The 21905-nt window shown below is 72.0% G+C and carries 22 protein-coding genes; 9 read left to right on the forward strand and 13 right to left on the reverse strand.

The window, feature by feature from the left end; translation table 11 throughout:
- Window positions 1-11 precede the first annotated feature (11 nt).
- The 4 genes from Cs7R123_RS01595 to Cs7R123_RS01610 all read right to left on the reverse strand — a co-directional run bounded on the left by Cs7R123_RS01595 (window position 12) and on the right by Cs7R123_RS01610 (window position 2554).
- Window positions 12-1223, reverse strand: a complete 1212-nt coding sequence (locus Cs7R123_RS01595; RefSeq protein WP_212822890.1) for a heavy-metal-associated domain-containing protein — start codon at window positions 1221-1223, stop codon at window positions 12-14.
- Window positions 1224-1240: 17 nt separating this feature from the next.
- The gene (locus Cs7R123_RS01600; RefSeq protein ID WP_212822891.1) at window positions 1241-1360 is read right to left on the reverse strand and encodes a cation transporter; all 120 of its coding nucleotides are present in this window, start codon (window positions 1358-1360) and stop codon (window positions 1241-1243) included.
- 154 nt (window positions 1361-1514) lie between these two features.
- Window positions 1515-2216: a cation transporter gene (locus Cs7R123_RS01605; RefSeq protein WP_212822892.1), complete on the reverse strand. Its 702-nt coding sequence runs from the start codon at window positions 2214-2216 to the stop codon at window positions 1515-1517.
- Complete coding sequence (locus Cs7R123_RS01610) at window positions 2216-2554, reverse strand: helix-turn-helix transcriptional regulator (RefSeq protein WP_244871542.1); 339 nt, start codon at window positions 2552-2554, stop codon at window positions 2216-2218. Before Cs7R123_RS01610 ends, Cs7R123_RS01605 begins: the two co-directional genes overlap by 1 nt.
- A 62-nt stretch (window positions 2555-2616) precedes the next feature.
- Between Cs7R123_RS01610 and Cs7R123_RS01615 the strand changes: the two genes are divergently transcribed.
- The gene (locus Cs7R123_RS01615; RefSeq protein ID WP_212822894.1) at window positions 2617-3348 is read left to right on the forward strand and encodes a sulfite exporter TauE/SafE family protein; all 732 of its coding nucleotides are present in this window, start codon (window positions 2617-2619) and stop codon (window positions 3346-3348) included.
- A 25-nt stretch (window positions 3349-3373) separates the two neighbouring features.
- Here the strand turns inward: Cs7R123_RS01615 and Cs7R123_RS01620 are convergent, their stop codons facing one another.
- Window positions 3374-4489 carry a hypothetical protein gene (locus Cs7R123_RS01620; RefSeq protein ID WP_212822895.1) on the reverse strand — a complete coding sequence of 372 codons (1116 nt, stop codon included), beginning with the start codon at window positions 4487-4489 and terminating at the stop codon, window positions 3374-3376.
- Between the two features lie 408 nt (window positions 4490-4897).
- Between Cs7R123_RS01620 and Cs7R123_RS01625 the strand changes: the two genes are divergently transcribed.
- The 3 genes from Cs7R123_RS01625 (at window position 4898) to Cs7R123_RS01635 (ending at window position 7632) form a co-directional block, all read left to right on the forward strand.
- A complete protein-coding gene (locus Cs7R123_RS01625; RefSeq protein ID WP_212822896.1) occupies window positions 4898-6628 on the forward strand; it encodes a glycosyltransferase family 39 protein in 1731 nt (576 codons plus the stop codon).
- Between the two features lie 66 nt (window positions 6629-6694).
- Entirely contained in the window at window positions 6695-7201 is a 507-nt protein-coding gene (locus Cs7R123_RS01630; protein WP_244871543.1) for a Chromate resistance protein ChrB, read from the forward strand.
- A complete protein-coding gene (locus Cs7R123_RS01635; protein ID WP_212822898.1) occupies window positions 7198-7632 on the forward strand; it encodes a chromate resistance protein ChrB domain-containing protein in 435 nt (144 codons plus the stop codon). The genes Cs7R123_RS01630 and Cs7R123_RS01635 overlap by 4 nt, the downstream gene beginning before the upstream one ends.
- A 25-nt stretch (window positions 7633-7657) precedes the next feature.
- Here the strand turns inward: Cs7R123_RS01635 and Cs7R123_RS01640 are convergent, their stop codons facing one another.
- Window positions 7658-8119: a hypothetical protein gene (locus Cs7R123_RS01640; RefSeq protein WP_212822900.1), complete on the reverse strand. Its 462-nt coding sequence runs from the start codon at window positions 8117-8119 to the stop codon at window positions 7658-7660.
- Window positions 8120-8181: 62 nt separating this feature from the next.
- Between Cs7R123_RS01640 and Cs7R123_RS01645 the strand changes: the two genes are divergently transcribed.
- The 4 genes from Cs7R123_RS01645 (at window position 8182) to Cs7R123_RS01660 (ending at window position 13859) form a co-directional block, all read left to right on the forward strand.
- Window positions 8182-9159 (forward strand): YafY family protein, encoded by a 978-nt coding sequence (locus Cs7R123_RS01645; protein ID WP_212822902.1) that lies wholly within the window; start codon window positions 8182-8184, stop codon window positions 9157-9159.
- On the forward strand, window positions 9156-10061 hold the full coding sequence (locus Cs7R123_RS01650) for a phosphotransferase family protein (RefSeq protein ID WP_244871544.1): 906 nt from the start codon (window positions 9156-9158) through the stop codon (window positions 10059-10061). The genes Cs7R123_RS01645 and Cs7R123_RS01650 overlap by 4 nt, the downstream gene beginning before the upstream one ends.
- A 147-nt stretch (window positions 10062-10208) precedes the next feature.
- Window positions 10209-11753 (forward strand): M4 family metallopeptidase, encoded by a 1545-nt coding sequence (locus tag Cs7R123_RS01655; RefSeq protein WP_374706915.1) that lies wholly within the window; start codon window positions 10209-10211, stop codon window positions 11751-11753.
- Between the two features lie 210 nt (window positions 11754-11963).
- Window positions 11964-13859, forward strand: coding sequence for a sensor domain-containing diguanylate cyclase (locus tag Cs7R123_RS01660; RefSeq protein ID WP_212822904.1), 1896 nt, complete (start codon window positions 11964-11966; stop codon window positions 13857-13859).
- 18 nt (window positions 13860-13877) lie between these two features.
- On the opposite strand, the gene Cs7R123_RS01665 is transcribed toward Cs7R123_RS01660, so the two are convergent.
- The gene (locus Cs7R123_RS01665; RefSeq protein WP_212822906.1) at window positions 13878-14390 is read right to left on the reverse strand and encodes an emopamil-binding family protein; all 513 of its coding nucleotides are present in this window, start codon (window positions 14388-14390) and stop codon (window positions 13878-13880) included.
- 160 nt (window positions 14391-14550) lie between these two features.
- Here Cs7R123_RS01665 and Cs7R123_RS01670 point away from each other — a divergent pair, with 160 nt between their 5' ends.
- Window positions 14551-15123, forward strand: coding sequence for a hypothetical protein (locus Cs7R123_RS01670; protein ID WP_212822908.1), 573 nt, complete (start codon window positions 14551-14553; stop codon window positions 15121-15123).
- Window positions 15124-15146: 23 nt separating this feature from the next.
- Here Cs7R123_RS01670 and Cs7R123_RS01675 read toward each other — a convergent pair whose 3' ends face one another.
- The 6 genes from Cs7R123_RS01675 to Cs7R123_RS01700 are packed head-to-tail and all read right to left on the reverse strand — an operon-like array spanning window position 15147 to window position 21720.
- A complete protein-coding gene (locus Cs7R123_RS01675; protein WP_212822910.1) occupies window positions 15147-16100 on the reverse strand; it encodes an acetylxylan esterase in 954 nt (317 codons plus the stop codon).
- Window positions 16101-16102: 2 nt separating this feature from the next.
- Entirely contained in the window at window positions 16103-16933 is an 831-nt protein-coding gene (locus Cs7R123_RS01680) for a carbohydrate ABC transporter permease (RefSeq protein ID WP_212822912.1), read from the reverse strand.
- Complete coding sequence (locus Cs7R123_RS01685; protein WP_212822914.1) at window positions 16923-17816, reverse strand: carbohydrate ABC transporter permease; 894 nt, start codon at window positions 17814-17816, stop codon at window positions 16923-16925. The genes Cs7R123_RS01680 and Cs7R123_RS01685 overlap by 11 nt, the downstream gene beginning before the upstream one ends.
- Window positions 17813-19090, reverse strand: coding sequence for a sugar ABC transporter substrate-binding protein (locus Cs7R123_RS01690; protein WP_212822916.1), 1278 nt, complete (start codon window positions 19088-19090; stop codon window positions 17813-17815). Before Cs7R123_RS01690 ends, Cs7R123_RS01685 begins: the two co-directional genes overlap by 4 nt.
- A gap of 24 nt (window positions 19091-19114) precedes the next feature.
- Window positions 19115-20689 carry an FAD-dependent oxidoreductase gene (locus tag Cs7R123_RS01695; RefSeq protein WP_212822917.1) on the reverse strand — a complete coding sequence of 525 codons (1575 nt, stop codon included), beginning with the start codon at window positions 20687-20689 and terminating at the stop codon, window positions 19115-19117.
- Between the two features lie 2 nt (window positions 20690-20691).
- Window positions 20692-21720 carry a LacI family DNA-binding transcriptional regulator gene (locus Cs7R123_RS01700; RefSeq protein WP_244871545.1) on the reverse strand — a complete coding sequence of 343 codons (1029 nt, stop codon included), beginning with the start codon at window positions 21718-21720 and terminating at the stop codon, window positions 20692-20694.
- Window positions 21721-21905 lie beyond the last annotated feature (185 nt).

Here is a 21905-nt window from a genome sequence, read left to right on the forward strand (position 1 = left end):
GCGGCTGTCGGTCAGTCCGTCACCACGGTGTATCCGGCCTGGCGGATGGTCGCGAACACCGCCTCGCGCTGGCCGGGCGAGGTGAACACGGCGACCACCCGCTTGGTGGCCAGGTCGACGAACCCGACGTCCGCACCGTGTGTCTCCAGCGCGGTGGTGACCGTGACCCGGCAGTGCCGGCAGACCATGTCCGGCACCGCGAACACGGGGCTCACCTCGGCGTGCCCGCCCGCCGCGTCCGCGGGCGGGCCCAGGTCCTCGACGTGCAGCCTCGGCAGCACCTCGGTGAACACCGCGACGAGCGCGGCGGCGGTCTGCTCGACGATGGAGTCGCGGCCGCCCGCGGTGGGCGGCGCGGCCAGGCAGCGGGGACGCGTGCCCGGGTCCATGAGCGCGTACTGGCGGGAGACCAGGTCCAGGTCGGCGTGGTACTTGTGCAGCGCCTGCGCCACGGTGAGGCCCTCGGCACCGGTGGCCTCGCGCATGATCCGGTCGGCCTCGGCGACTGTCCGGCGCTTCATGGCGGCCAGCAGGGCCGTCGTCTGGCGGCTGTAGCGCAGCCGTCCGCCACGCTCGAACGCGGCCGGGATCATGCCCCGCCGGTACGTGGCCGCCTGAAGTCCCCAGTACCAGGTGCTGGCGATGACGGTGAACAGGCCGCCCTCCAGCATCGCGGCGGCGAAGCCGACGGGGTCGGCGTGGCCGGCCTGATCGGCGATGAGGGCGTGCTGGGCCAGCGCTCGCGCGGCCGCGTCGGCCCCGGTCCGGAAGATCTCGACCGGTTCCTGGTCGGTCGTCGTGGCCGCCAGGAGCGCGAGGTCGGCATCGGACAGGCCGTAGGAGTCGGCGGCCAGCCGCTGGTTGTCCGCCAGCGCCTGGGACAGCGCCAGGAACGCCTCCCTGGCCGCGATGGGCGTGCTCGGGCCCAGCGCGCCCGAGCGGCAGTAGCCGGTGTTGACCACGCCGCTGCTGTCGGTCCAGATGATGCGGTCGGTGGCGGAGACGACCTGCTCGGGGCGGCACGGCGCCATGGCGCGTTCGAGGTGGGCGCGCTGCGGCAGGGTCAGGGACCGGCCCGGTTCGGGTCGCAGCGCGACGCGGTGAAAGGCGATTTGACGGTAGGGGTGCCGGGCGGCGTTCCCGGGGAACAGGCCGGGTGCGGCGAGCCGGGACAGGACGGCGGCGGCGGCCGTGCGGTCGTAGGCGGGGTGGCGGGTCGACATGAGAGATCCAGGGCCCGTCAGGCCAGGGTGTATCCGGCTGCGGCGACCCCCGCCACCGCCGCGACCTTCACGCGCACCGCCTCCACGCAGCGGCCGCAGGTCATCCCATCGATGTGGAACGTCGAAGTGCCTGACATCATCGCCTCCGTTGTTCGCTCAGGCCGCATCAGGCTGAAGGTCTCACTCTCGGCTGTGCTGAACACTACCGTCCGCAGTGGGCGCGAGCGCCGCAAACGACCTCCGAGCAGGTTCACGGCACGGCACCGGCCACCGCCGGCCGGGGGCGGTTGTTCAGCCGTGCGGCGGCGAGGACGCCGGGGGCCCGCAGCAGCCGTCGGTGCAGCCGCCGTCCGCGGTGGGGGCTGCGGCCGGGGCGCAGCACAGGTGGCCGCGCCAGGCATCGCGGCCCTCCTTGACCGCCACGGCGGCGACGGCCAGCGCGACGACGGGGTCGGCCCACCACCATCCGGCCAGGCTGTTGGCGGCCAGGCCGACCAGCAGCACCGCCGACAGGTAGGTGCACAGCATCGTCTGCCGGGAGTCGGCCACGGCACTGCGCGAACCCAGCTCGCGGCCGGTGCGGCGCTGGGCGTAGGACAGGGCCGGCATGATCGCCAGTGACAGTGCGGCCAGGACCATACCCGCGGTGGAGTGCTCCGGACGCTCTCCGGTGACCAGGGCATGGGCGGCATCGACGGTGACATAGGCGGCGAGGGCGAAGAACGACAGCGCGATGAGCCGTAGCGCGGCCTTCTCCCGGCGCTCGTGGTCGGCGGCGGCGAACTGCCAGGCGACCGCGGCCGCCGACGACACCTCGATGACCGAGTCGAGACCGAAGCCGACCAGGGCGCTGGAGTCGGCGACGCGCCCGGCGGCGATCGCGACGACCGCCTCGACGGCGTTGTAGGCGATGGTCGCGGCGACCAGCAGGCGGATCCGGCGGGCCAGGACGGCGCGCCGGGCCGGGGCCGGCGCCACCTGGAGCGCGGTCATCAGCAGCAGTCCTCGGTGGCGGCGGCGGGGCAGACGGCCGGGTCGACGGCCAGGACGACTCCGAGCAGGTCGCTGAGAGCGTGGGCGAGCCGGGCGTCGGCCAGTTCGTAGCGGGAGCGGCGGCCTTCGGGCACGGCGACGACCAGCCCACAGCCGCGCAGGCACGCCAGGTGGTTGGACAGGTTCTGGCGGGTGACGCCGAGCCGGTCGGCGAGGTCGGCGGGGTAGGCCGGGGCCTCACGCAGCGCCAGCAGCAGCCGGGCGCGGGTCGGGTCGGACAGGGCATGGCCGAAGCGGGCCAGGACCTGGCCGTGGGTGAGGGCGCCGGTAGTCTCCACCCAGCCATAGTACATTCGTTACTGAACTGTCGGATGGCTCGCGGCTATGGCAGGGTGACCGGATGTCTGCCGGTCAGCTGCTGACGCTGTGTGCCGCCTGCCTTGCGGCGTACGGGCTGGCGCTGCTGTCGTCGGTCGCGGGCTTCGGCGGCGGGGTGCTGCTGCTGCCGGTGTTCACCGCCCTGTTCGGGCTGCGCGCCGCAGTGCCGATGCTGACCCTGACGCAGCTGTCCAGCAACGCCTCCCGGGTCTGGCTCAACCGGCGCGAGCTGCGCTGGCGGCTGGTCGGCTGGTTCGCGCTCGGCGCGGTCCCACTGGCCGTCGCCGGTGGCCTGGCCCTGGCGCACGCACCGCTCGGAGCGCTGAAGCGGCTGCTCGGGGTGTTCCTCCTCGGTGTGGTGGTCTGGCGGTGGCGCCGTCCGCACCCCGGCAGACCCGCCGACCCGGCGTTCGCCGCCGTCGGCGCGGCCTCCGGGCTCGGATCGGCGCTGCTCGGCTCCGTCGGACCGCTGACCGCCCCGTTCTTCCTCGCCTACGGGCTGGCCCGCGCCGCCTACATCGGCACCGAGGCCGCCAGCGCGCTGACCATGCATCTGGCCAAACTGGCCGCGTACGGTGCCGGTGACCTGATCACCGGCCAGGTGCTGGTCTACGGTCTGGCGCTGACCCCGGCGACGCTGGCCGGGGCGTGGACGGGCAAGCGGCTGCTGGCGCGGGTCAGCGACCGGTTGTTCGTCCGGCTCGTCGAGGCCGGGCTGCTCATCTCCGGTGCCCTGTTCCTGCTGGGATTCTGAGGCCGGTCGCGACGTGCCACGGCGGTCACGGCAGTTCCGCGTCTTCGGCCTGGTCGGATGCGGAGGGCTGAGCGGGCACGGACGCGTCGGCGACGTGGTCGCCGCTCGGGGGAGCCGGGTGGGCCAGGCGCCGGTCGATCAGCCGGTTGACGGCCATGTGCAGCAGGTTCGCGGTCAGGATCGCCGGGGCGATCACCGCCACCACGCCGGTGAACTGGATCTCCAGCGTCAGCGCGAGGATGATCGCGGTGATGCCGTGCTGCTGCGCGGCGGCCAGGTGCCAGCGGTCCTGGCCGGGCATGCCGCGGGTCAGCGGCCACGCGACGGCGGCTTGCGCCGCGAACGCGACCGCACCCAGCGCGGCACCGGCCGCGAGGTCGACCCCGCCGGTCAGCAGCACTCCCAGCGCCACGGCCGCGGCGTACATCGCGGTCTCGGTGATGCGCGGCAGCAGCCGGGCGAGGGCGGACGGGCGGGCGAACAGCCCGATCAGCGCCATCGCCAGCATCCAGCCGGTGCACATGGCCACCACGGCGCACACGATGAGCAGCGCATACTGCGCCCACGGCCGGGTGCGCAGGTGGCGCCACGCGAGCCAGGCCAGCGCCGCGAGTCCGAGATTGCCCGCCAGGTCGGTCAGATAGTGCAGCGGCCACGGGCTGCCGGCCGCCGCCGAGGCTGTGCCCAGGCCGAACGCGGCGGCGACCGCCGCCGCGTAGACGGTGAGGATGACCGTGATCGGATCGTCGAACGAAGACCAGGCCGCGAGCACCGTCCGGGCCCTGGTGCTCATCCGGCCGTCGCCCATCAGTGCGGCGACCGACAGCGGGTCGATCTGCGCCACCGCGACGCCCATCAGCAGGAACAGCGGGTCGCGCCAGGCCAGCGCCATCGTGCCGCCGATGATCAGTGCTTTGACGACGACACCGACCGTCACCGCCGAGATGATGATCTTCCGGTCGTGGCGGGCCTGGGCCAGGTCGATGCCGTAGGTCGCGCCGTACAGGCCGACGGCCAGCAGCAGGTACGCGGCCCAGTGGTAGGCGGCCGAGTGCGGCAGTGCCGCGGCGTCGACGCCGACGACGGCCGACACGCCCAGCCCTGCCAGCACGAACGCGGCGAGCAGTGCGAGACGGCGCATCGGTCCCCCTTCCGCCGACACGTCGGCCTGCCTGTCGTAGCTGTCGTACACGACGACGCCAGCGTACCGGCGGACTCCCAGCCGGTCGGCCGTCGCGAAAGGGCAACCGGGACCGCCTCATCATGGACCGCATCGACCCGCGCCTGTACCGTAACCATGGTTACCAGGCACACCGCCCCACCTGGCCGGATCACCTCAGCACCGGCCTTTCCATAACATCGATAATCTTCTATTGTCTGCGGCATGGTTCACACCCCTGCCGCCCCTGCCGGCGCCGACACCGATGCGGCACCGCACCGGCAACCCCCGTCTCCACCGTCCACTACCGCGGGCACGGCCTGGGCGCGCACGGCTCTGGCAGCCGTGTGCACGGCTGCGGCGGTGGTCTACGCCTGGGGTGTCGGACGGATGCAGCTGCACCTGTACTACGGCCCCGGTGTGCGCAGCATGTCGCGCAGCTGGACGGCGTGGTGGTCCGGTGCCTGGGATCCGGCCGCGACCACCACGTTCGACAAGCTGCCCGGCACGTTCTGGCTCCAGGCGCTGTCGGCCCGGGTGTTCGGCTTCACCCCCTGGGCTGTCCTGCTGCCCTCGCTGATCGCGAGCGTCGCCGCCATCGCCATGCTCTACGTGCTGGTCTCGCGGTGGCTCGGCCCGGGAACGGGCGTCCTGGCCGCGGTGTTCTTCGCGACGACACCGCTGGTGGCGGCGCTGGCCCGCACCCAGATCCCGGATCCCGTCCTGATCGCGCTGCTCCTGGGGGCGGCGCTCACCTGGCAGCAGGCCACCCGCACCGCGCGTACCAGCCCCCTGCTGTGGACGGCGGTGATCGTCGGTGCGGCGTTCCAGGTCAAGATGGCGCAGGCGTGGCTGGTGTGGGTGCCGTTCGCGCTGGCCTACCTGGTGTACGCCCCGACCAGCCTGGCTCGCCGAGCATGGCAGCTGGCGCTCGCCGGGCTGGTCACCGTCGCCGTCTCGCTGTCGTGGATGGTCGGGTTCACGCTGGTTCCCGCCGCGTCACGGCCCTACGTCGACGGGTCGGTCGACAACTCGATCTGGTCGATGGTGTTCGGCTACAACGGGTTCAACCGCTACGGGGTGGACAACACCGGGGCCCAGATGTTCGGCATCGGCGGCCCGCCGGGCAAGGCCGAGGGACCCGCCTGGCTGTACCTGCTGCGCGACGGCGTCGCGCCGCAGATCGGCTGGCTGTACCTGTTCGCCCTGGCGGGTGTCGCAGCGGCAGCGGTCCAGCTCGTCCGCCGCCGCGACAGCGCACCGGCGACGGCGGCGATGTACCTGATGTGGCCGGTCTGGACAGCCGTCCACGCGGTCGCGTTCGCCGGCAGCGTGAAAGCGCACAGCTTCTACAACCTCGCCCTGGTTCCGGCTGTCGCGGCGCTGGCCGCAGCAGGCGCTCACCAGCTCCGGGCCGCCTATCACCGGCCCGGCTGGCAGCGGTGGCTGCTGCCGTCGGTCGTCGCGGCCAGCGCCTGGTGGGCGTGGGAGCTGTCCGGCCGGTTCGCCTTCGCACCGTGGCTGCCCGCCGCCGCGCTCGGCAGCGGTCTCGGCGCCGCGGCGGTGCTCGCCGCAGTGAACCTCGTCCGGGCAGGCGGACCGACCAGGGCGGTGGCCTTCGGCCTGGCCGTGGTGGCGCTGGCGGTGGCACCGGCGACCTGGGCCCTGTCGGTCACCGGGAAGACCAGCGTCTCCGACGCCCACCGGCCGGCCGGCGGACCGGCCTCACGAGAGGTCGCCTCGGTGCTGTCGGGACGTATGCTGCGGCTGCTGCCCGCCGCGCAGGTGGAAGCGATCACCGCGTTCCTGGACGCCCATCGCGGCGGGGAGCAGTTCCAGGTGGCGGTGCCGTGGGCGCCGCAGGCCGGGCAGTTCCTGCTACGCGATGTGGCGGTGCTGCCGGTCGGCGGGTTCACCGCACAGGCACCGACGGTCACACCGCAGCGGCTCGACGAGCTGGTCACCACCGGTGCGCTGCGGTTCGCGCTGGTCGACGGCCCGCAGACCCAGGGGCGGCCGACGGTGGACTACCCGCTGTACGCGCAGTGGGCGGCCGCGTCGTGCCGGCCGGTGCCCGGGTACACCCAGCCCCTCTATGTCCTCTACGACTGCCGCCGCTGACACTCGCCGGTGGGGCTCGCCGCCCGGCGGGTCCCACCAGCCGATGCCATCGGCGACCATGGTTGTATGAAGGGCATGAGCACCCACCCGACCGGAACGTGGGTGCTGCTGGCGTACCGCATCCCCCGTGAACCGTCCCGGCCCCGGATCGCGGTGTGGCGCAGGCTCGAAGCCCTGGGCGTGGCCAGGCTCGGCGACGGCCTCGTCGCGCTGCCGGCCGACGCGCGCACCCGCGAGCATCTCGACTGGATCGCCGAGGAGGTCACCGAGGCCGGCGGTGCCGCCACCGTCTGGGTGGCCACGGCGGGCAGCCCTGCCCAGGAACGAGCCGTCGCCCAGACCATGCGCGACGCGCGGGCTGCCGAATACGAGCAGATCGCCGCCGCAGCCCGCGCGGCGGCGGGCGAGGACGCGGCCGAGCGCAGACGTGCGCTGCGCAGGCTGCGCGAGGAACTGCGCCGTGTCGGACGGCGTGACTACTTCCCGCCGCCGCAGCGCCAGCTGGCCCACTCCGCCGTGCAGGCGCTGGTGGAGCCGAACGGCGCCGTGGTCGACGCGGAGCGCATCGCGTGAGCGTCTGGGCGACCCGAGCCGGTGTCCACATAGATCGAGCCGCGTGCGCGTGGCTGATCCGCCGCACGGTCGACCCCGAGGCGCGGTTCGTCTTCGTCAGCGACCCCGCTGACATTCCCGATGACGCCACCCCGTTCGACATGCGCGGGGTCGAGTTGGGCCACCACGCCGGAGACTGCACCTTCGAGACGATCCTTCGCCGCTACGAGGTCGGCGACCCGGTGCTGTGGAAGATCGCCGAGGTCGTCCACGAGGCCGATCTGGACGACGAGCGGTTCCACGCACCGGAGGCCCCTGGACTCGACGCGGTCCTGCGCGGGCTGTCGATGGTCGCCGACGATGCGCGGATCCTCGCGCTGACCGCACCGATGTTCGACGGGTTGTACGAGTACTTCCGCCGGGGCCTGCTCCTGGACCGCACCCCCGTGTAGGACCACCGCGGCCCGGCGTCGCCGGTCAGACGGCCCGGCTGAACTCGGCGGTCCAGTTGACCTCCCAGGTCTGGCCGCCGTCGGTAGAGAACGCCTGCTCCCACCGGGGGTGCTCGGTACGGGTCCGCGACCAGACGTACCGGACCCGGATGGGCGTGCCCTCCCACACGTCGTCGCACTCGAACGTGCCCGTGCCGTCGGTGAACCGGCCGACGACCGGCACGTCGAGCTGTCCGCCGCCGGCCCGGGACGCCCACCAGATGCGCCAGACCTGCTCCTGCGGGCTGAACAGGCGCAGGGTCATCCCCTCGATGCCGCGCTCGGGCGCGCGCAGCAGGTCGAAGACGCCGTCGCCGTCGAGGGTCACCTGGCAGTCCAGGGTCGCGTCGAACTCGTACCACTCGTCGCTGCCCGCGAGGGCTTTGACCAGGCGCCGCTGCCGGCTGGTCCAGTGTCCGGCCAGGAAGTCGAAATCGGTGTTCGTCATGTGGGGACGCTATGGCCGCACCCCTGACACCTGATGTCAGTGCCGGGCGGCACAATTGCGCCGTGCGCGCCGACCGCCTGCTGAGCCTCGTCCTGCTGTTGCAGAGCCGCGGCCGGCAGACGGCCGCCCAGCTCGCCGCCGAGGCGGGCGTGTCACTGCGCACGATCTACCGGGACATGCAGGCGCTGGGCGCCGCGGGGATCCCGGTCTACGCCGACGCGACCGGGTACGCCCTGGTCGACGGCTACCGTACGCAGCTGACCGGGCTGACCGCGGCAGAGGCGCGCGGCCTGGTGCTGACCGGGCTGCCCGGGGTGGCCGCCGATCTGGGGCTGGCCGAGGCGGTCGCGGCGGCGCAGCTGAAGCTGTCCGCCGCGCTGCCGCCGGCGCTGCGCGAGCGCGCCGACCGGATGCGGCAGCGGTTCCACCTCGACGCTCCCGGCTGGTATGAGGACGGCGACAGCTGCGACCAGCTCGCCGCCGTCGCCGACGCGGTGTGGCGCCAGCAGGCCCTGCGGATCGCCTACGACGGGTGGACCGCGCTGGCCGAGCACCGGCTGGAGCCGTACGGGCTGGTCCTCAAGGCGGGCAAGTGGTATCTGGTCGCCCACGGTGACCGCGGGGTGCGCACGTTCCGGGTCGGCCAGATCCGCGAGCTGTCGGTCCTGCCGGAGACGTTCGCCTGGCCGGACGGGTTCGACCTGGTGGCGCACTGGCACGCGCACATCGCGGACTTCCGGGCGCGCCTCTACGGCGGCGAGGCCCTGGTGCGCCTGGCCCCGCAGGCGCTGGAGCGGTTGCCGCACCTGCTGGGACGCGCGGTCGCCGACGCGGCTGCCGCGGGCGAGGTGCAGGCGGACGGCTGGATCCTGGCCCGCGTGCCGATCGAGTCCGACAGCCACGCCGAGACACAGTTCCTGCGCCTGGGCGCCCAGGCGCAGATCCTGGCGCCCGCCTCGCTGCGCGACCGGATCGCCGCCACCGTGGCGGAGCTGTCCGATATGTACACCGCACCGCAGCCGGGCGGGGGTCGGCGGTGAGCGGGCCCGGTCCGATGCCGCGCCGGCTCGACGACGTCCGCGACCTCGTGGCCGCGCGCCTTCCCGGCCGCCGGGTCGGCGCGGTGCGGCTGCTGGGCCAGGGCCTGGACAATGTGGCGTACGAGGTCGGCGGCGAGCTGATCGTGCGTTTCAGCCGGGAGGCCGACCCGGTCCGGCGGGCGGCGCTGACCGAGCGCGAGGCGCGGGTGCTCGCCGCGGTCGCCGCGCTCAGCCCGCTGCCGGTTCCCGTTCCCGCGTTCGCCGTGCCCGAGCAGGGCTGCCTGGCCTACCCGAAGCTCCCCGGCGTGCCGCTGGCGGACATGCCGCGGCGCTGGCGCGAGACCCACGGCGCCCCGATCGCCGAGGCGCTCGGAGACCTGCTCGCCGTGCTGCACGCCGACCCGGTGGAGCCGTGGGCGGAGCTGGTCGGCGTCGACGACCAGCCACCGGCCGGGTGGCTGCGCGAAGCCGCCGAGACGTACCGGGCGGTCGCCGGGCAGGTTCCGGCGGTGCACCGCCGGGCCGTCGAGGCGTTCCTGGACGCCGCGCCGCCGCGCGACGGGCACCGCCGCGTGTTCTCGCACAACGACCTGGGCATCGAGCACGTCCTCGTCGATCCGGCCGGGCGCGCGGTGACCGGCGTCATCGACTGGAGTGACGCCGCCGTCTGCGATCCGGCGTACGACCTCGGCCTGGTCTACCGCGACCTGGGCCCGGCCGCGCTGCGCGCGGCGCTCGGGCGCCGCCGCGACGGCGCCGGGGAGGTCGCGGCACTCGCCGTGCGGGCCGTGTTCTACGCCCGGTGCAGCGTCTTCGAGGACCTGGCCTACGGCCTCCACACCGGACGCGACGCCTACACCGCCAACAGCCTCACCTCGTTGGCCTGGCTGTTCGCGGCATAGGGGTCCTCGGCGCCGGCCTCGCACCGCCGAAGTGGATCTCCGTGGCACTATTCCGCCACTTCTTCGAACGAGGCTTTCTTAAAGTGACCTTGTTCGATATAAACATTGGTCAGTGGCTATACCCCGAGCCACGCCAAGGAGGAAGACGTGAAGATCCGCAAGAGGCACCTGGCCGCGACCAGCCTGGCCGCGACCTTCGTGCTGGTGACCGCGGCCACCAGCCCGGCCAACAGCGCAGACGTGCACTCGTCCACGGTGTCCCTGAGCCCGCTCGCGGCCGCCGCCGCCAGCGCCGGCGCCCTGGTGACCAGCCGGCCCGACACGATCATGGGCAGCGCGGGCGAGACCTACACCCACCGCGACGCGCTCGCGGCCAACGGGCTCACCTACGTCCCCTACGAGCGGACCTACCAGGGCCTGCCCGTCGTCGGCGGCGACTTCGTCGTCGTGACCGACGCGGCCGGCAAGGTGGTCTTCACGTCGGTCGCCCAGCAGAACCGGATCGGTTCGGTCGCCACCACCCCGGCGATCACCGCCTCCTCGGCCGAGCTGGTGGCCCGCAAGCAGCTGACCAAGGTCGACTCGGTCGAGAGCACCCGGCTCGTGGTGTCCGCGCTGACCGGCGCCGCCCGGCTGGCGTGGCAGACCACGGTCGTCGGCACCGGCGCGCAGGGCCACAGCCGCCTGACCGTCACCGTCGACGCCAGGACCGGCGCCGTGCTCGACAAGCTGGAGCACGTCACCAGCGGCACGGGCAACGGCAACTGGGAGGGCGCGGTCACCGTCGCGACCAAGCTCAGCGGCAGCACGTACTCGCTGTCCAGCCCGAACACCACCAACATGCCGTGCCAGAACGCGACGGGCAACGCGACCTTCACCGGGTCCGACGACGTCTGGGGCAACGGCGTGGGCACCAACCGGGAGACCGGCTGCGTCGACGCGCTCTACGGTGCCGAGAAGGAAGCCTCGATGCTCAGCGCGTGGCTCGGCCGCAACGGCATGAACGGCTCCGGCGGCGCCTGGCCGATCCGGGTCGGCCTGAACGACCTCAACGCGTACTACGACGGCACCCAGGTCCAGATCGGCAAGAACAGCGCGGGTGCCTGGATCGGCGCCACCGACGTCATCGCCCACGAGATGGGCCACGGCGTCGACGACACCACCCCCGGCGGCATCTCCCGCAGCGGCACCCAGGAGTTCGTGGCCGACGTCTTCGGCGCCGCCACGGAGACCTACGCGGCCAACCCGAACGACCCGGCCGACTTCACCGTCGGCGAGGAGATCAACCTGACCGGCAGCGGCCCGATCCGCAACATGTACAACCCGTCGCTGAAGGGGCACGCGAACTGCTACTCCAGCAGCATCCCCGGCGCTGAGGTCCACGCCGCGGCCGGCCCCGGCAACCACTGGTTCTACCTGCTCGCCATCGGCAGCAACGCCGCCGGCCAGCCGGTGAGCCCGACCTGCAACAGCACCACCGTAACCGGCATCGGCGTGCAGAAGGCCCTGAAGATCTTCTACGGCGCGATGCTGATGAAGACCACGTCGAGCAGCTACCTCAAGTACCGGCTCTGGACGCTGACCGCGGCCAAGAGCCAGTACCCGGGCAGCTGCACCGAGTTCAACGCGGTCAAGGCGGCATGGAACGCGGTCAGCGTCCCGGCCCAGGCCGGCGAGCCGACCTGCCCGTAACGGCAGCAGCGGATCAGGGGCGGGCGGCCGCAGGGCCGCCCGCCCCTACTTGCATACCTCTTAAAGGCTTTTCATCCAGTATGAGGTTTATTGGTCGATTGCACTATTTGCCCCCTCGGTCCTGGCCGGGCATCCTGGGACGTAATCGCAGTGGTCGGAGGCGGTCATATGCCCACAGACATGAGATTGGGCACCGAAGACGTTCCCGATGTGAGAGCGGACGATCGCGTCCGCAGCACGGCGTGGCCGGTGTACGCGGCCGTGTCCGCCGCGCTGCTGCTCGCCTACCTGGCCACGACCGGCCACGACCTGCCCCAGGCGATGATCTTCATCGGGTCGAACCTGGCGGCGGTGGTGGCGATCCTGCTCGGGATACGGCTGCACCGGCCGTCGATCCGGGCACCGTGGTATCTGCTCGCCGCCGGACAGGCCACCTACCTGCTGGGCAACGTCCACTGGTACGTCCAGGCCGCCCTGGCCGGCCGCCCGACCGCCTTCCCCTCACCCGGGGCCGAGGCGTTCCTGCTCTCCTACCTGCTCAACGCGCTCGCGCTGCTGTTGCTGATCCGGGCCAGGCGCACCGGCCGGGACTGGTCGGCGCTGCTCGACGCGCTCATCGTCACCACCGCCTTCACCAGCCTCAACTTCGTGCTCGTGGTGTCGCCGCTGCTGGGCACGACCCGGCTGTCGCCGTACGGCCAGGTGCTCGCCGGGGTCTACCCCTTCCTCGACATGGTCTTCCTCATCCTGGCGACCCGGCTGTTCTTCGGCGCCGGGCGGAGCCACGGCGCGCTCGTCCCCCTGGCGGCGTGGGCGGGTGCGCTGCTGGCGGCGGACTGGGGGTACGGCCTGCAACAGGTGCGGGGCACCGGCCAGGACGGGGACCTGCCGTTCTACGGATACCTGCTGTCGTTCCTGTTCATCGGCGTCGCGGCCCTGCATCCGGCGATGCGCGACGTCACCGCCCTGCGGGAGCACGAGCACGTGGCCGGCCGGGTCCGGCTGGTGACGCTGGCGCTGTGCGGGCTCGCCGTGCCGGCGCTGGTCGTCAACTCGGTCCGCCACGGGGAGCTGATCGAGCCGATCGTCCTGGCCTGCGCCTCCGCCGTGATGTTCGTCCTGCTCATGCTGCGGGTCAGCGACCTGCTGACGAAGGTCGTCGCGGCGGGTCAGCAGGAGCGCGGCCGCCTCCAGCAGTTCCTGGAGGCGATCCCGATCGGCGTCGACGTCCGCGACGCCGCGACCGGCGGTCCCGTCTACGCCAACCGGGTCGCCGGGCGCATCCTCGGCTACGACCCCGGCCTGGTCGGCTCGCCGGAGCAGCTGCCGCACCTCTACACCAGCGGCACCGACCAGCCCTTTCCGCCGGACCGCCTGCCGCTGGCCCAGGCGCGCAGAGGCCGGACGGCGTCCGTCGACGACCTGGAGGTGGACGTCGACGCCCACCGCCGCCGGTTGCGGGTCGTCGCGACGCCCATCCGCGACGACGGCCGGATCGTGTACGTCCTAGTCGCCTTCGCCGACATCACCGCCGAGCGCCGGATGGCCGAGGAGCTGCGGCAGCTGTCGGTGATCGACGAGCTGACCGGGGTCAACAACCGCCGCGGGTTCCTGCGCGCCGCGCGGGCGAAGCTGGAGGCGGCCCAGCGGTCCCGCACCCCCGCGGTGCTCCTGTTCGTCGACCTCGACGGGCTTAAGAAGATCAACGACACCTACGGCCACGGCGCCGGCGACGACGCCATCCGCAGCACCGCCGGCCTGCTGCAGGGCTCCATCCGCCGCCGCGACGTGCTGGGGCGCATCGGCGGAGACGAGTTCTGCGTGCTGCTCACCGAGGCCGCGACGATCGGCGACGTCGAGCTGTGGGCGCGCCGCCTGCGCGAGCAGGTCGCCCGGCACAACGACACCGCCGACCAGCCGTACGGGCTGGCCGTCACCGTCGGTGCCGCGTTCCTGGAGCACGGCGGCTCCGCCACCGTCGAGGAGCTGATCGACAGCGCCGACGCGGCCATGTACCGGGCCCGGCAACCAGACGGCGACCCTGACTCCGACGGCCCCGTCCGGATCGTCCGGCAGCCCGCCGTCACGCACCCGGGCGGCACGTGACGGCAGGCCGCCGGTCTGTCACCACCGGCGCGTGAACGGCTCCGGCTTGCGCATCCGCGCCAGGAGCAGCAGCGGGAGCAGCACGTACGGCAGGTTGAAGGCGAGGAACTTGGCCGGGTTGGGGGTCTGCCACTGCGCCTCGCCGAAGAACTCGACGCCGAAGACGATGACCCCGGTGATCGTGGAGATCATCGTCGCGTAGACGACCGCGGGGAGCTGGATCCAGTTGCGGCCGCGGATCAGCGCGTACACCAGCACGAGGTAGAACGGCATGTAGACCAGCGCGGACAGGCCGGTCACGATGCGCATCCACACCGGCGGCTGCATGAACAGCGGGTCGGTGTCGTGGGCGTACCAGTAGTTCGAGTTGAGGATGAAGTTCGACGACGGCTTGCTGAAGTCGAAGCCGAGTGTCGGCATCAGGTCGGAGATCAGCGACGTCACGGTGAACACGCTGAACACGACCGCGGAGAAGATGTCGATCCGGCGCTCGCGCAGGGGCAGGTTGGCGCTCATCAGGGGTGTCCTCACCAGGTGCAAGGTTGATCGATCGCCGCAATGTACTGCCCGGCGGCGCACCGCGGCACCCCCGTTCAGCGGGCCTGCTCGCCGATCAGGTGTCTGACGAGCCGGGGCCCGACCGCTGTGTACCATCCGACGGCTGCGGCTGATCGGATCGGAGGCTGACCACATGTGGTTCGTGGAGGAGTACCTCGACGACAACGATCACCTGGCGGCCGTCGGACTACCGCTGGAGGAGCCGGGGGTGCTGACGGCCCCGGAGGCTGAGTTCGTCGGTGAGCTGCGGCGGCTCGCCGCCTCCTGGACCGTTCCGGTGACCGGCAGCTTCGTGACACGGCACGACGACGAGAACGACATCGCCGACGCCCTCGCCGTCGTCGTCCAGATCGAGGGCTGCGCCTGGGGCGCGTCCCTCGTCGACGGCACGACCCTGACCTGCGGAGAGCTGCACAACCAGCTGTACTACCCGCTGCCGGGCGATTCCGCCGCCTTCACCGTCGCCGGCCAGCCCGCCGACCTGGCCAGGGATGCCGCACAGTGGCTGGAGGCGCTGCTGCGCCGACCCGTGGTGCGGCTCCAGTGGCTGCACCGCGGCCAGGTCTACCGCGAGAGGTGCATGTTCGCCGACACCGGTCGGCTGCAGTGGACGATGTACAACAACACCCTGGCGCCGATGCGTTCGCTGCTGCGCAGGTTCCGCGACCCGGACAAGCCGGACCGCGTGGTGCCCGTGCGCAACTGAGGCACCTCGGCGCCCGGCGCGCTTCAGCGGCCGAAGACCTCGTCCAGGAAGGCCAGCCGGGCGGCGTCCTGGACGGCCTCGCCGCCCTCGTGGCCGTTGAACGGGTACGCCTCGATGCGCTTGGGTCCGGCGTAGCGGTGGTAGGCGGCGTACACGGTGGACGGCGGGCAGCTGGCGTCCATGTGCGCCACGCTGAACAGCGCGGGCGCGGTCGCCCGCGCGGCGAACAGCACCCCGTCGCAGTACGACAGCGTCCGGAAGACCTGGTGCTCGTGGTCACGGTGCACGGCGAGATAGGCGGTGACCTCCCGGTACGGCCCGGCGGTGGCCAGCTCGGCGCCGCGCCGGTGGTCGCACAGGAACGGCACGTCCGGCGCGACCGCCGCGAGCTCCGGCACGAGAGCCGCGACGGCCAGGGCCAGGCCGCCGCCCTGGCTCTCCCCCGTGACGGCGACGCGGGCGGCGTCGACGAGCGGGAACGCGCGGGCGGCCTCGACCGCGCGCACCGCGTCGGCGATCACGCGGCGGTAGTAGTAGGTGTCCGGGTCGAGCACCCCGCGGGTCATGAACCCGGGGTGCTGGGGTCCGGTGCCGACCGGGTCGGGGGTGTCGCCGTGGCGCCAACCGCTGCCCTGGCCGCGTACGTCCATGAACAGGTGGGCGTAGCCTGCGGCGGCGTAGAGCAGGCACTCGTGGGCCAGCCCGCGGCCGCCGCCGTAGCCGGGGAACTCCACCACGCAGGGCAGCGGGCGGTCGGTCCCGGCGGGCAGGGCCAGCCAGGCCTTGACCGGGTGCCCGCCGAACCCGGCGAAGGTGACGTCGTACACCTCGATGGTTCTCGACCAGGCCGGGGTGAACCGCGCGTCGAGCGGGTGCGCGCGGGTCTGGGCCAGGGTGCCCGCCCAGAAGGCGTCGAAGTCGTCCGGGGCCCGCAGCGGGCTGCGGTACCGCTGCGGGTCCGGTTCGGTGATCGGCACCGCTACCCCTTGAGCCCGGTGTGGGCCAGGCCCTCGATGAACTGCCGCTGCGCGATGACGAACACGGCCAGCACCGGCAGCGCGGTCATGGTCGCCGCCGACAGCTGGATGTCCCACATGGGTCCGCCGTACGCGTCGGTGAACTGGGTGAGGGCCTGCGGCAGCGTGAACATCTCGGAGCTGGACAGGAACACGATCGGTTCGAGGTAGAGGTTCCAGCTGTGCAGGAAGGTGAAGATCGCGACCGCGCCGAGGGCGGGGCGGGCCAGCGGCAGCGCGATCAGCCGGAAGATCGCGAACCGGCCGAGGCCGTCCACGCGGGCCGCCTCCTCCAGCTCGCCGGGCAGCGCGAGGAAGAACTGCCGCATGATGAACGTGGCCAGCACGCCGGGTGCGCCCAGGATCGGCACGAGGATCAGCGGCCAGTGGGTGTCGACCATGCCCCACGCGTCGAACATCTTGAACAGCGGCACGATGGTGACCTCGCTCGGGATGAGCAGCCCGGTCAGGATCACCACGAACAGCACGTTCGCCCCGGGGAACCGGATGCGCGCGAAGGCGTACCCGGCCATCGCCGACACGGCCAGGGTGCCGACGGTGACGAGCAGGGCGATGTACATGCTGTTGAAGTACTGCTGGGCGAAGGGCTGGAGCTCGAACGCCCGGCGGTAGGCGTCGAACCGGACCTCCGAGGGCCACAGCGTCGGCGGGAACGCGAAGATCTCGTTGACCGGCTTGACCGACGACGTGATCATCCACCAGGTCGGGAACAGGAACGGCAGTGCCAGCAGGCACAGCACGCCGTAGATCGCGGTCTTGGTCCTACGACTCATGGAACACCCACTTCCGGCGCATCCGCCACTGGACCAGGGTCAGCAGCAGCACGATCGCGAACAGCAGCACCGACAGGGTCGCCCCGTATCCGAAGTGGTGGAACTGGAACGCCTGCTGGTAGAGGTAGTAGACGAGGACGGTGGTGGAGGTGCCCGGTCCGCCCTGGGTGAGCACCGCGATCTGCGCGAACACCTGAAGCGAGCCGACGACCGTGATGATCGAGGTGAGCAGGATGGTGGGGCTGATCATCGGGACGGTGATGCTGCGGAACTGACGGGTGCGGCTGGCGCCGTCGACGGTGGCGGCCTCGTACAGGTTCGCGGGCACGCCCTGCAGCGCGGCGAGGAACAGCACCATGTTGAGGCCGACGTTCTTGACCACCTGCACGACGACCACGGCGAGCATGGCGGTGGTCTCGCCGCGCAGCCAGTTCGGGCCGTGCACGCCGACGGTCTTCAGCAGGCCGTTGATGCCGCCGTCGTTCTGCAGCAGGAAGCCCCACACGATGGTCCAGGCGACGAGGCTCACCACGACCGGGGAGAAGAACACGGTGCGGAAGAAGACGGTGCCGCGCAGCCGCTGGTTGAGCAGCACCGCCAGCAGCAGGGCCAGGGTCAGGTTGAGCACCACGAGACCGGCGGAGAACAACCCGGTCGCGGCCAGTGCGTCGGTGAGTCTCGGGTCGTCGAGCAGGGCCTGGTAGTTGTCCGCGCCGACGAAGGTGAAGGTGTCGGCCAGGACGTTCCACTCGTGCAGGCTGTACCAGAAGACCAGGCCCAGCGGCACGAACACGAACAGGATGCTGCCGAGCAGCTGGGGGGCGATGAACAGGTAGCCGGCGGCGGCATCGCGCCGGCTACCCGTCCAGAAGCGAGTGCTCACTTGGCCAGCAGCGGGTTGATGGCCGTGCACACGCCCGCGAGGACCGCCTTGACGTCGACGTCGGGCTTCCACAGCGGGTCGAGCGCGGCGCGCACCGCCTGGGAGATCTCGGCCTGGCCGCTGTGGCTGGGCTTGACGACCCCGGTGGAGATGCCGTCGATCACGACCTGCTGCAGCTGCTCGGGCTTGAGCAGCGGGTTGGTCTTGGCGAGGGTGTCGGCGGTGAGCTGGGAGGTGCGCGGCGGCGGGAAGTACGCGGCGAGCTTGGCGGAGTTGTCGGGGCTGGTGAAGAAGGCCAGGAAGTCGGCGGCGACGTCGGCGTTGCGGCCCTTCTTCAGCACGCCGAGGCCGGCCTGGCCGATCACGGAGTACTTCCCGCTCGGGCCGCTTGGCAGCGGGACGAGGTCCCAGCCGAACTTGGCGTCCTTGAGCAGCGAGGCGCGCGAGATCTGGGTGATCGTCATCGCGGACGCGCCGGCAAAGAAGTCGGCGGTGGTGCCGGGGCCGGGCAGGGCCTTGCCGGTGAAGATCGCCTGATGCAGAAAGGTCATCGCGTCGACCATGGGCTGCTGGTCGAAGCCGCAGGTCCTGCCGTCGGCACTCCAGGCCTGCGCGCCCCAGCCGGCCCATACGGTCGACAGGTTGTCCCAGCCCTTGTAGTCGAAGTCGCGGACCACGAGCCCGGCCTTGCCGCTCTTGGCGGCGCTGGCCGAGGCGACCGCGACGGCCTTGTCCCAGGTCCACTGGTTGGCGGCGATGAGCTCGGCGGGGGTCTGCTGCCCGGCCGCCTTGAGCATGTCGGTGTTGACGAACACGCCGAACGGCGAGGTGGAGAACGGGTAGGCGTAGAGCTTCCCGCCGGTCTGCCACAGCTTGGTGGCGGCCTGGCTCAGGTCGGCGGTGTCATAGCCGTCGGTCTTGGCCAGGGTGTCGTCCAGCGGCAGCAGCGCGCCCGAGGTGACGAAGTCGGGTGCGGAGTTCTCCAGGATCCAGGCCAGGTCCGGGCCGTTGCCGCCCGCGATCTGCGTGGTGAGGGTGGTGGTGTAGTTCTCGAACGGGATCGGGTCGAACTTGATCTCGGTGACCCGCGGGTTCTTGGCCTTGTACGCGTCGGCGATCTCGTTGAACAGTTTCAGGTGCGCCTCGTTGGACGACCACACCGTCATGCGCAGCGACACCGGGCCGGTGCTCGGCTCCTCCTGCTTGCCGCAGGCCGACAGGCCCAGGGCGAGCGTAGCCGCCGCGGCGGCGGCGATCAGTGCACGTATCTTCATCGCAACTCCACTCAAGGTGACCGGTCAGTAGCCGGATACGTCGGGCCAGCGCAGTTCCACGCCGTCCCGGATGAGCTGTGCCTGGAACCCGGACAGGTGCTCCGGGGTGTTGCGCACGCCGCGCGGCGTCCGGCCTTCGTTCAGGCAGTACGCCGCGAGCGCCCCGGCGACCTCGCCCACGTTCCACTCGACCGGGTGGAGCCGGAACGAGCCGTTGGTGATGTGGGTGGTGCCGATGTTCTTGCCCGCTGGCAGCAGGTTCTCCATGCGGCGCGGGATGAGCGCGCCGAGGGGGATCTCGAAGGGGCACGAGCCGACGTCGATGTAGTTGTCGCCGCCGGTCGAGGGGTGCAGGTCGATGCGGTACATGCCGACACCGACGGCGTCGTGGTAGGCGGCGGCGCCCTTGTCGCCGCGTACGGCCAGCGACAGGTCCTGCTCGACGACGGTGTACTCGGCCTGGATGCGCCGCGACTCCCGGATGTAGGGGGCCATGGCCAGGCCGTCGCCGCCGCCGGTGACGTCGCCGCGCAACCGCAGCCCGGGGAAGCCCGCCTCGGTCTGGAGCCAGTAGAGGACCGACAGCGACAGCTGCCGGGCGTTGGCGAGGTGGGTGTCGGCGTCGGGGACGTCGATGACCGGGCTCTCGAAGTAGTCGATCATCGGCCAGTTGACCAGGCAGATGTCGCTGTCGTAGCTGCCCGGGGTGAACAGCTTGCGGGCGGCGATGCGCCGGAAGGTCCAGAGGTTGCCGTCGCCGGCGCTGACGCGCTGGTCGGCGAGCACCGACAGCGGGTCGTCGTCGGGGTTGGGGGTGAAGGTGCGCTCGCTGACGGCCAGGGTGCGCGGGTTGGGCGAGCGGAACGACAGCAGCCGGTCGCCCCAGAACGGCGGGTGGTAGGCGCGCCAGAAGTCGTACTGGGCGGGCTTGTCGATGGTGTGGTCGCCGTCGACGTGGTCGATCGCGAAGCAGACCGACACCGCCTGCATGTTCATCGGCTGCGCGGTGTCCGGGGCGCTGGGCTCACCGGTGTCGTGGCGGGACTCGAAGCCGGTGGTGTACTCGGTGCCGGTCAGCGGCAGCAGCTCACCGGTCTCGGTCGCGTCCAGCACGTACGCCGCCTCGACGACGTGCCGCTCCCCCGAGCGGACGTGCTCGACCGTGACCGCGGTGACCCGGTCGCCGTCGGTGTCGGCGGCCACCGGCCGGTACGGCTGGAGCACCGTCAGCCGCCCGGACGAGCGGTACGGGGCCAGCATCGCTTCGATGACCGCGACGGCGACCCTGGGTTCGTGGCACAGCCGGCTGACGTGCCCGCCGCCCGGGTTGAGCTCGCGCCAGGCGCGGGCGGCCGGGGTGAGCGGGTAGTGCGCCCGGTAGTAGTCCCGGATGCCGTCGCGCAGCGCCCGGTAGCTGCGGGTGATGCCGAACTGCTCCACCCAGCTGTGCTCGTCCGGCGGGACGGCCTGGCTGGTCAGCTGCCCGCCGAGCCAGTCGTACTCCTCGGTGAGCACCACGCGGCGGCCCGCCCGCAGTGCGCCCAGCGCCGCGGCGACCCCGCCGAGCCCCCCGCCGACCACCAGAATCTCGGCTTGCATGTTCATTTCCCTCTTTCGATGAGCGTCTGGCCGGGCACGATCTCGCAGGGCAGCAGCCGCTGCCGTGGGCCGGGCGTGCCTTCGATGAGCTCGGTCAGGACCTCGACGGCCTGCGCGCCCATCGCCTGGCGCGGAATGCGCAGGCTGGTGAACTCCACCGCGGTCGGCAGCGCGGCCCTGGTGGGCTCGCCCAGCGTCGCCACGGACAGTGCGATCCCGCGCTCGCGGGCCAGTTCGAGCAGCGCGACGCCGTCGGCGTGCTCCTCGGCGACCACCGCGGTCACCTGGGCCGCCTCGACCGCGTCCAGCACCGCGGCCAGATCACGCAGGACGGCGTCACCGGCTGCGGCCTGCGTCTCCAGCGTGTAGTGGCCCCCGTGAACCCCCGCGGCGGCGACCGCCTCGCGGAAGCCCCGGCCGCGGTCGGCCCACGACTCCGGACCGTCGCCCTGGCCGAGGTACGCCAGCCGGTCGTGGCCCAGCGCGACCGCTCGGCGCACGATGTCGCCGGTGGCCGCCGCGTAGTCCGCGCCGACGTAGGGCACCGGCCCGCCCGCGTCGTCGCGGCGGCCGATCGACACGAACGGGATGTCCTCGGCGATGAGCCGCGCCAGGTCGGACGGGTCGATGGTGCGACCGAGCAGGATGCTGCCGTCGGCCAGCCGCAGCCGGTTGTCGCCGTGGAAGATGCGCCTGCGGCCGTCGACCACCGGCGTGCTGGTGAGCAGGAGCAGGTCGCAGCCGAGCACCTCGGCCTGCTGCTCGATGCCGACCAGGAACGGGTGGTAGAAGTCGCTGTTGGCGCTGGGGAACACCGGCTCGTAGGTGAACACCCCCAGGATGCGGTTGTGCCCGGCCGCCAGCCGCCGCGCGACCGGATCGGCGACGTAGCCGGTCTCGGCGATGGCTCGCAGGACCTTCTCACGGGTCTCGGCCGACAGCTTGACGTCGGCATCGGAGCGTCCGTTGAGGACCAGGGAGACGGTCGCCTGGCTGACGCCGGTCATGCGGGCGATGTCCTGTTGGGTCACCCGCCTGCGGGCTCCGGTCACGGTGCGTGTCCAATCTTCGAGCTAATGCGCATTAGTTGTTTCGGTGAGATGACATCTTGCGCACCGCACAGCGCTTCGTCAAGCCCCGCAACGAAAACGGCTCGGCAAGAAGTTCCTGAACTAATTCGTATTAGCCCCTTGACGGCCAGTCGGCCGCCGCAACA

Origin of the sequence: Catellatospora sp. TT07R-123, from assembly GCF_018327705.1 — a bacterium.
In the GTDB taxonomy this organism is placed as follows: domain Bacteria; phylum Actinomycetota; class Actinomycetes; order Mycobacteriales; family Micromonosporaceae; genus Catellatospora.

Coding starts and splice junctions, on each gene's coding strand:
- Cs7R123_RS01670 (WP_212822908.1), top strand. CDS start 14,551: ATGTGGTTCGTGGAGGAGTACCTCGACGACAACGATCACCTGGCGGCC.
- Cs7R123_RS01680 (WP_212822912.1), bottom strand. CDS start 16,933: ATGAGTCGTAGGACCAAGACCGCGATCTACGGCGTGCTGTGCCTGCTG.
- Cs7R123_RS01625 (WP_212822896.1), top strand. CDS start 4,898: ATGCAGCTGCACCTGTACTACGGCCCCGGTGTGCGCAGCATGTCGCGC.
- Cs7R123_RS01595 (WP_212822890.1), bottom strand. CDS start 1,223: ATGTCGACCCGCCACCCCGCCTACGACCGCACGGCCGCCGCCGCCGTC.
- Cs7R123_RS01615 (WP_212822894.1), top strand. CDS start 2,617: ATGTCTGCCGGTCAGCTGCTGACGCTGTGTGCCGCCTGCCTTGCGGCG.
- Cs7R123_RS01605 (WP_212822892.1), bottom strand. CDS start 2,216: ATGACCGCGCTCCAGGTGGCGCCGGCCCCGGCCCGGCGCGCCGTCCTG.
- Cs7R123_RS01630 (WP_244871543.1), top strand. CDS start 6,695: ATGAAGGGCATGAGCACCCACCCGACCGGAACGTGGGTGCTGCTGGCG.
- Cs7R123_RS01640 (WP_212822900.1), bottom strand. CDS start 8,119: ATGACGAACACCGATTTCGACTTCCTGGCCGGACACTGGACCAGCCGG.
- Cs7R123_RS01690 (WP_212822916.1), bottom strand. CDS start 19,090: ATGAAGATACGTGCACTGATCGCCGCCGCCGCGGCGGCTACGCTCGCC.
- Cs7R123_RS01695 (WP_212822917.1), bottom strand. CDS start 20,689: ATGCAAGCCGAGATTCTGGTGGTCGGCGGGGGGCTCGGCGGGGTCGCC.
- Cs7R123_RS01600 (WP_212822891.1), bottom strand. CDS start 1,360: ATGTCAGGCACTTCGACGTTCCACATCGATGGGATGACCTGCGGCCGC.
- Cs7R123_RS01620 (WP_212822895.1), bottom strand. CDS start 4,489: ATGCGCCGTCTCGCACTGCTCGCCGCGTTCGTGCTGGCAGGGCTGGGC.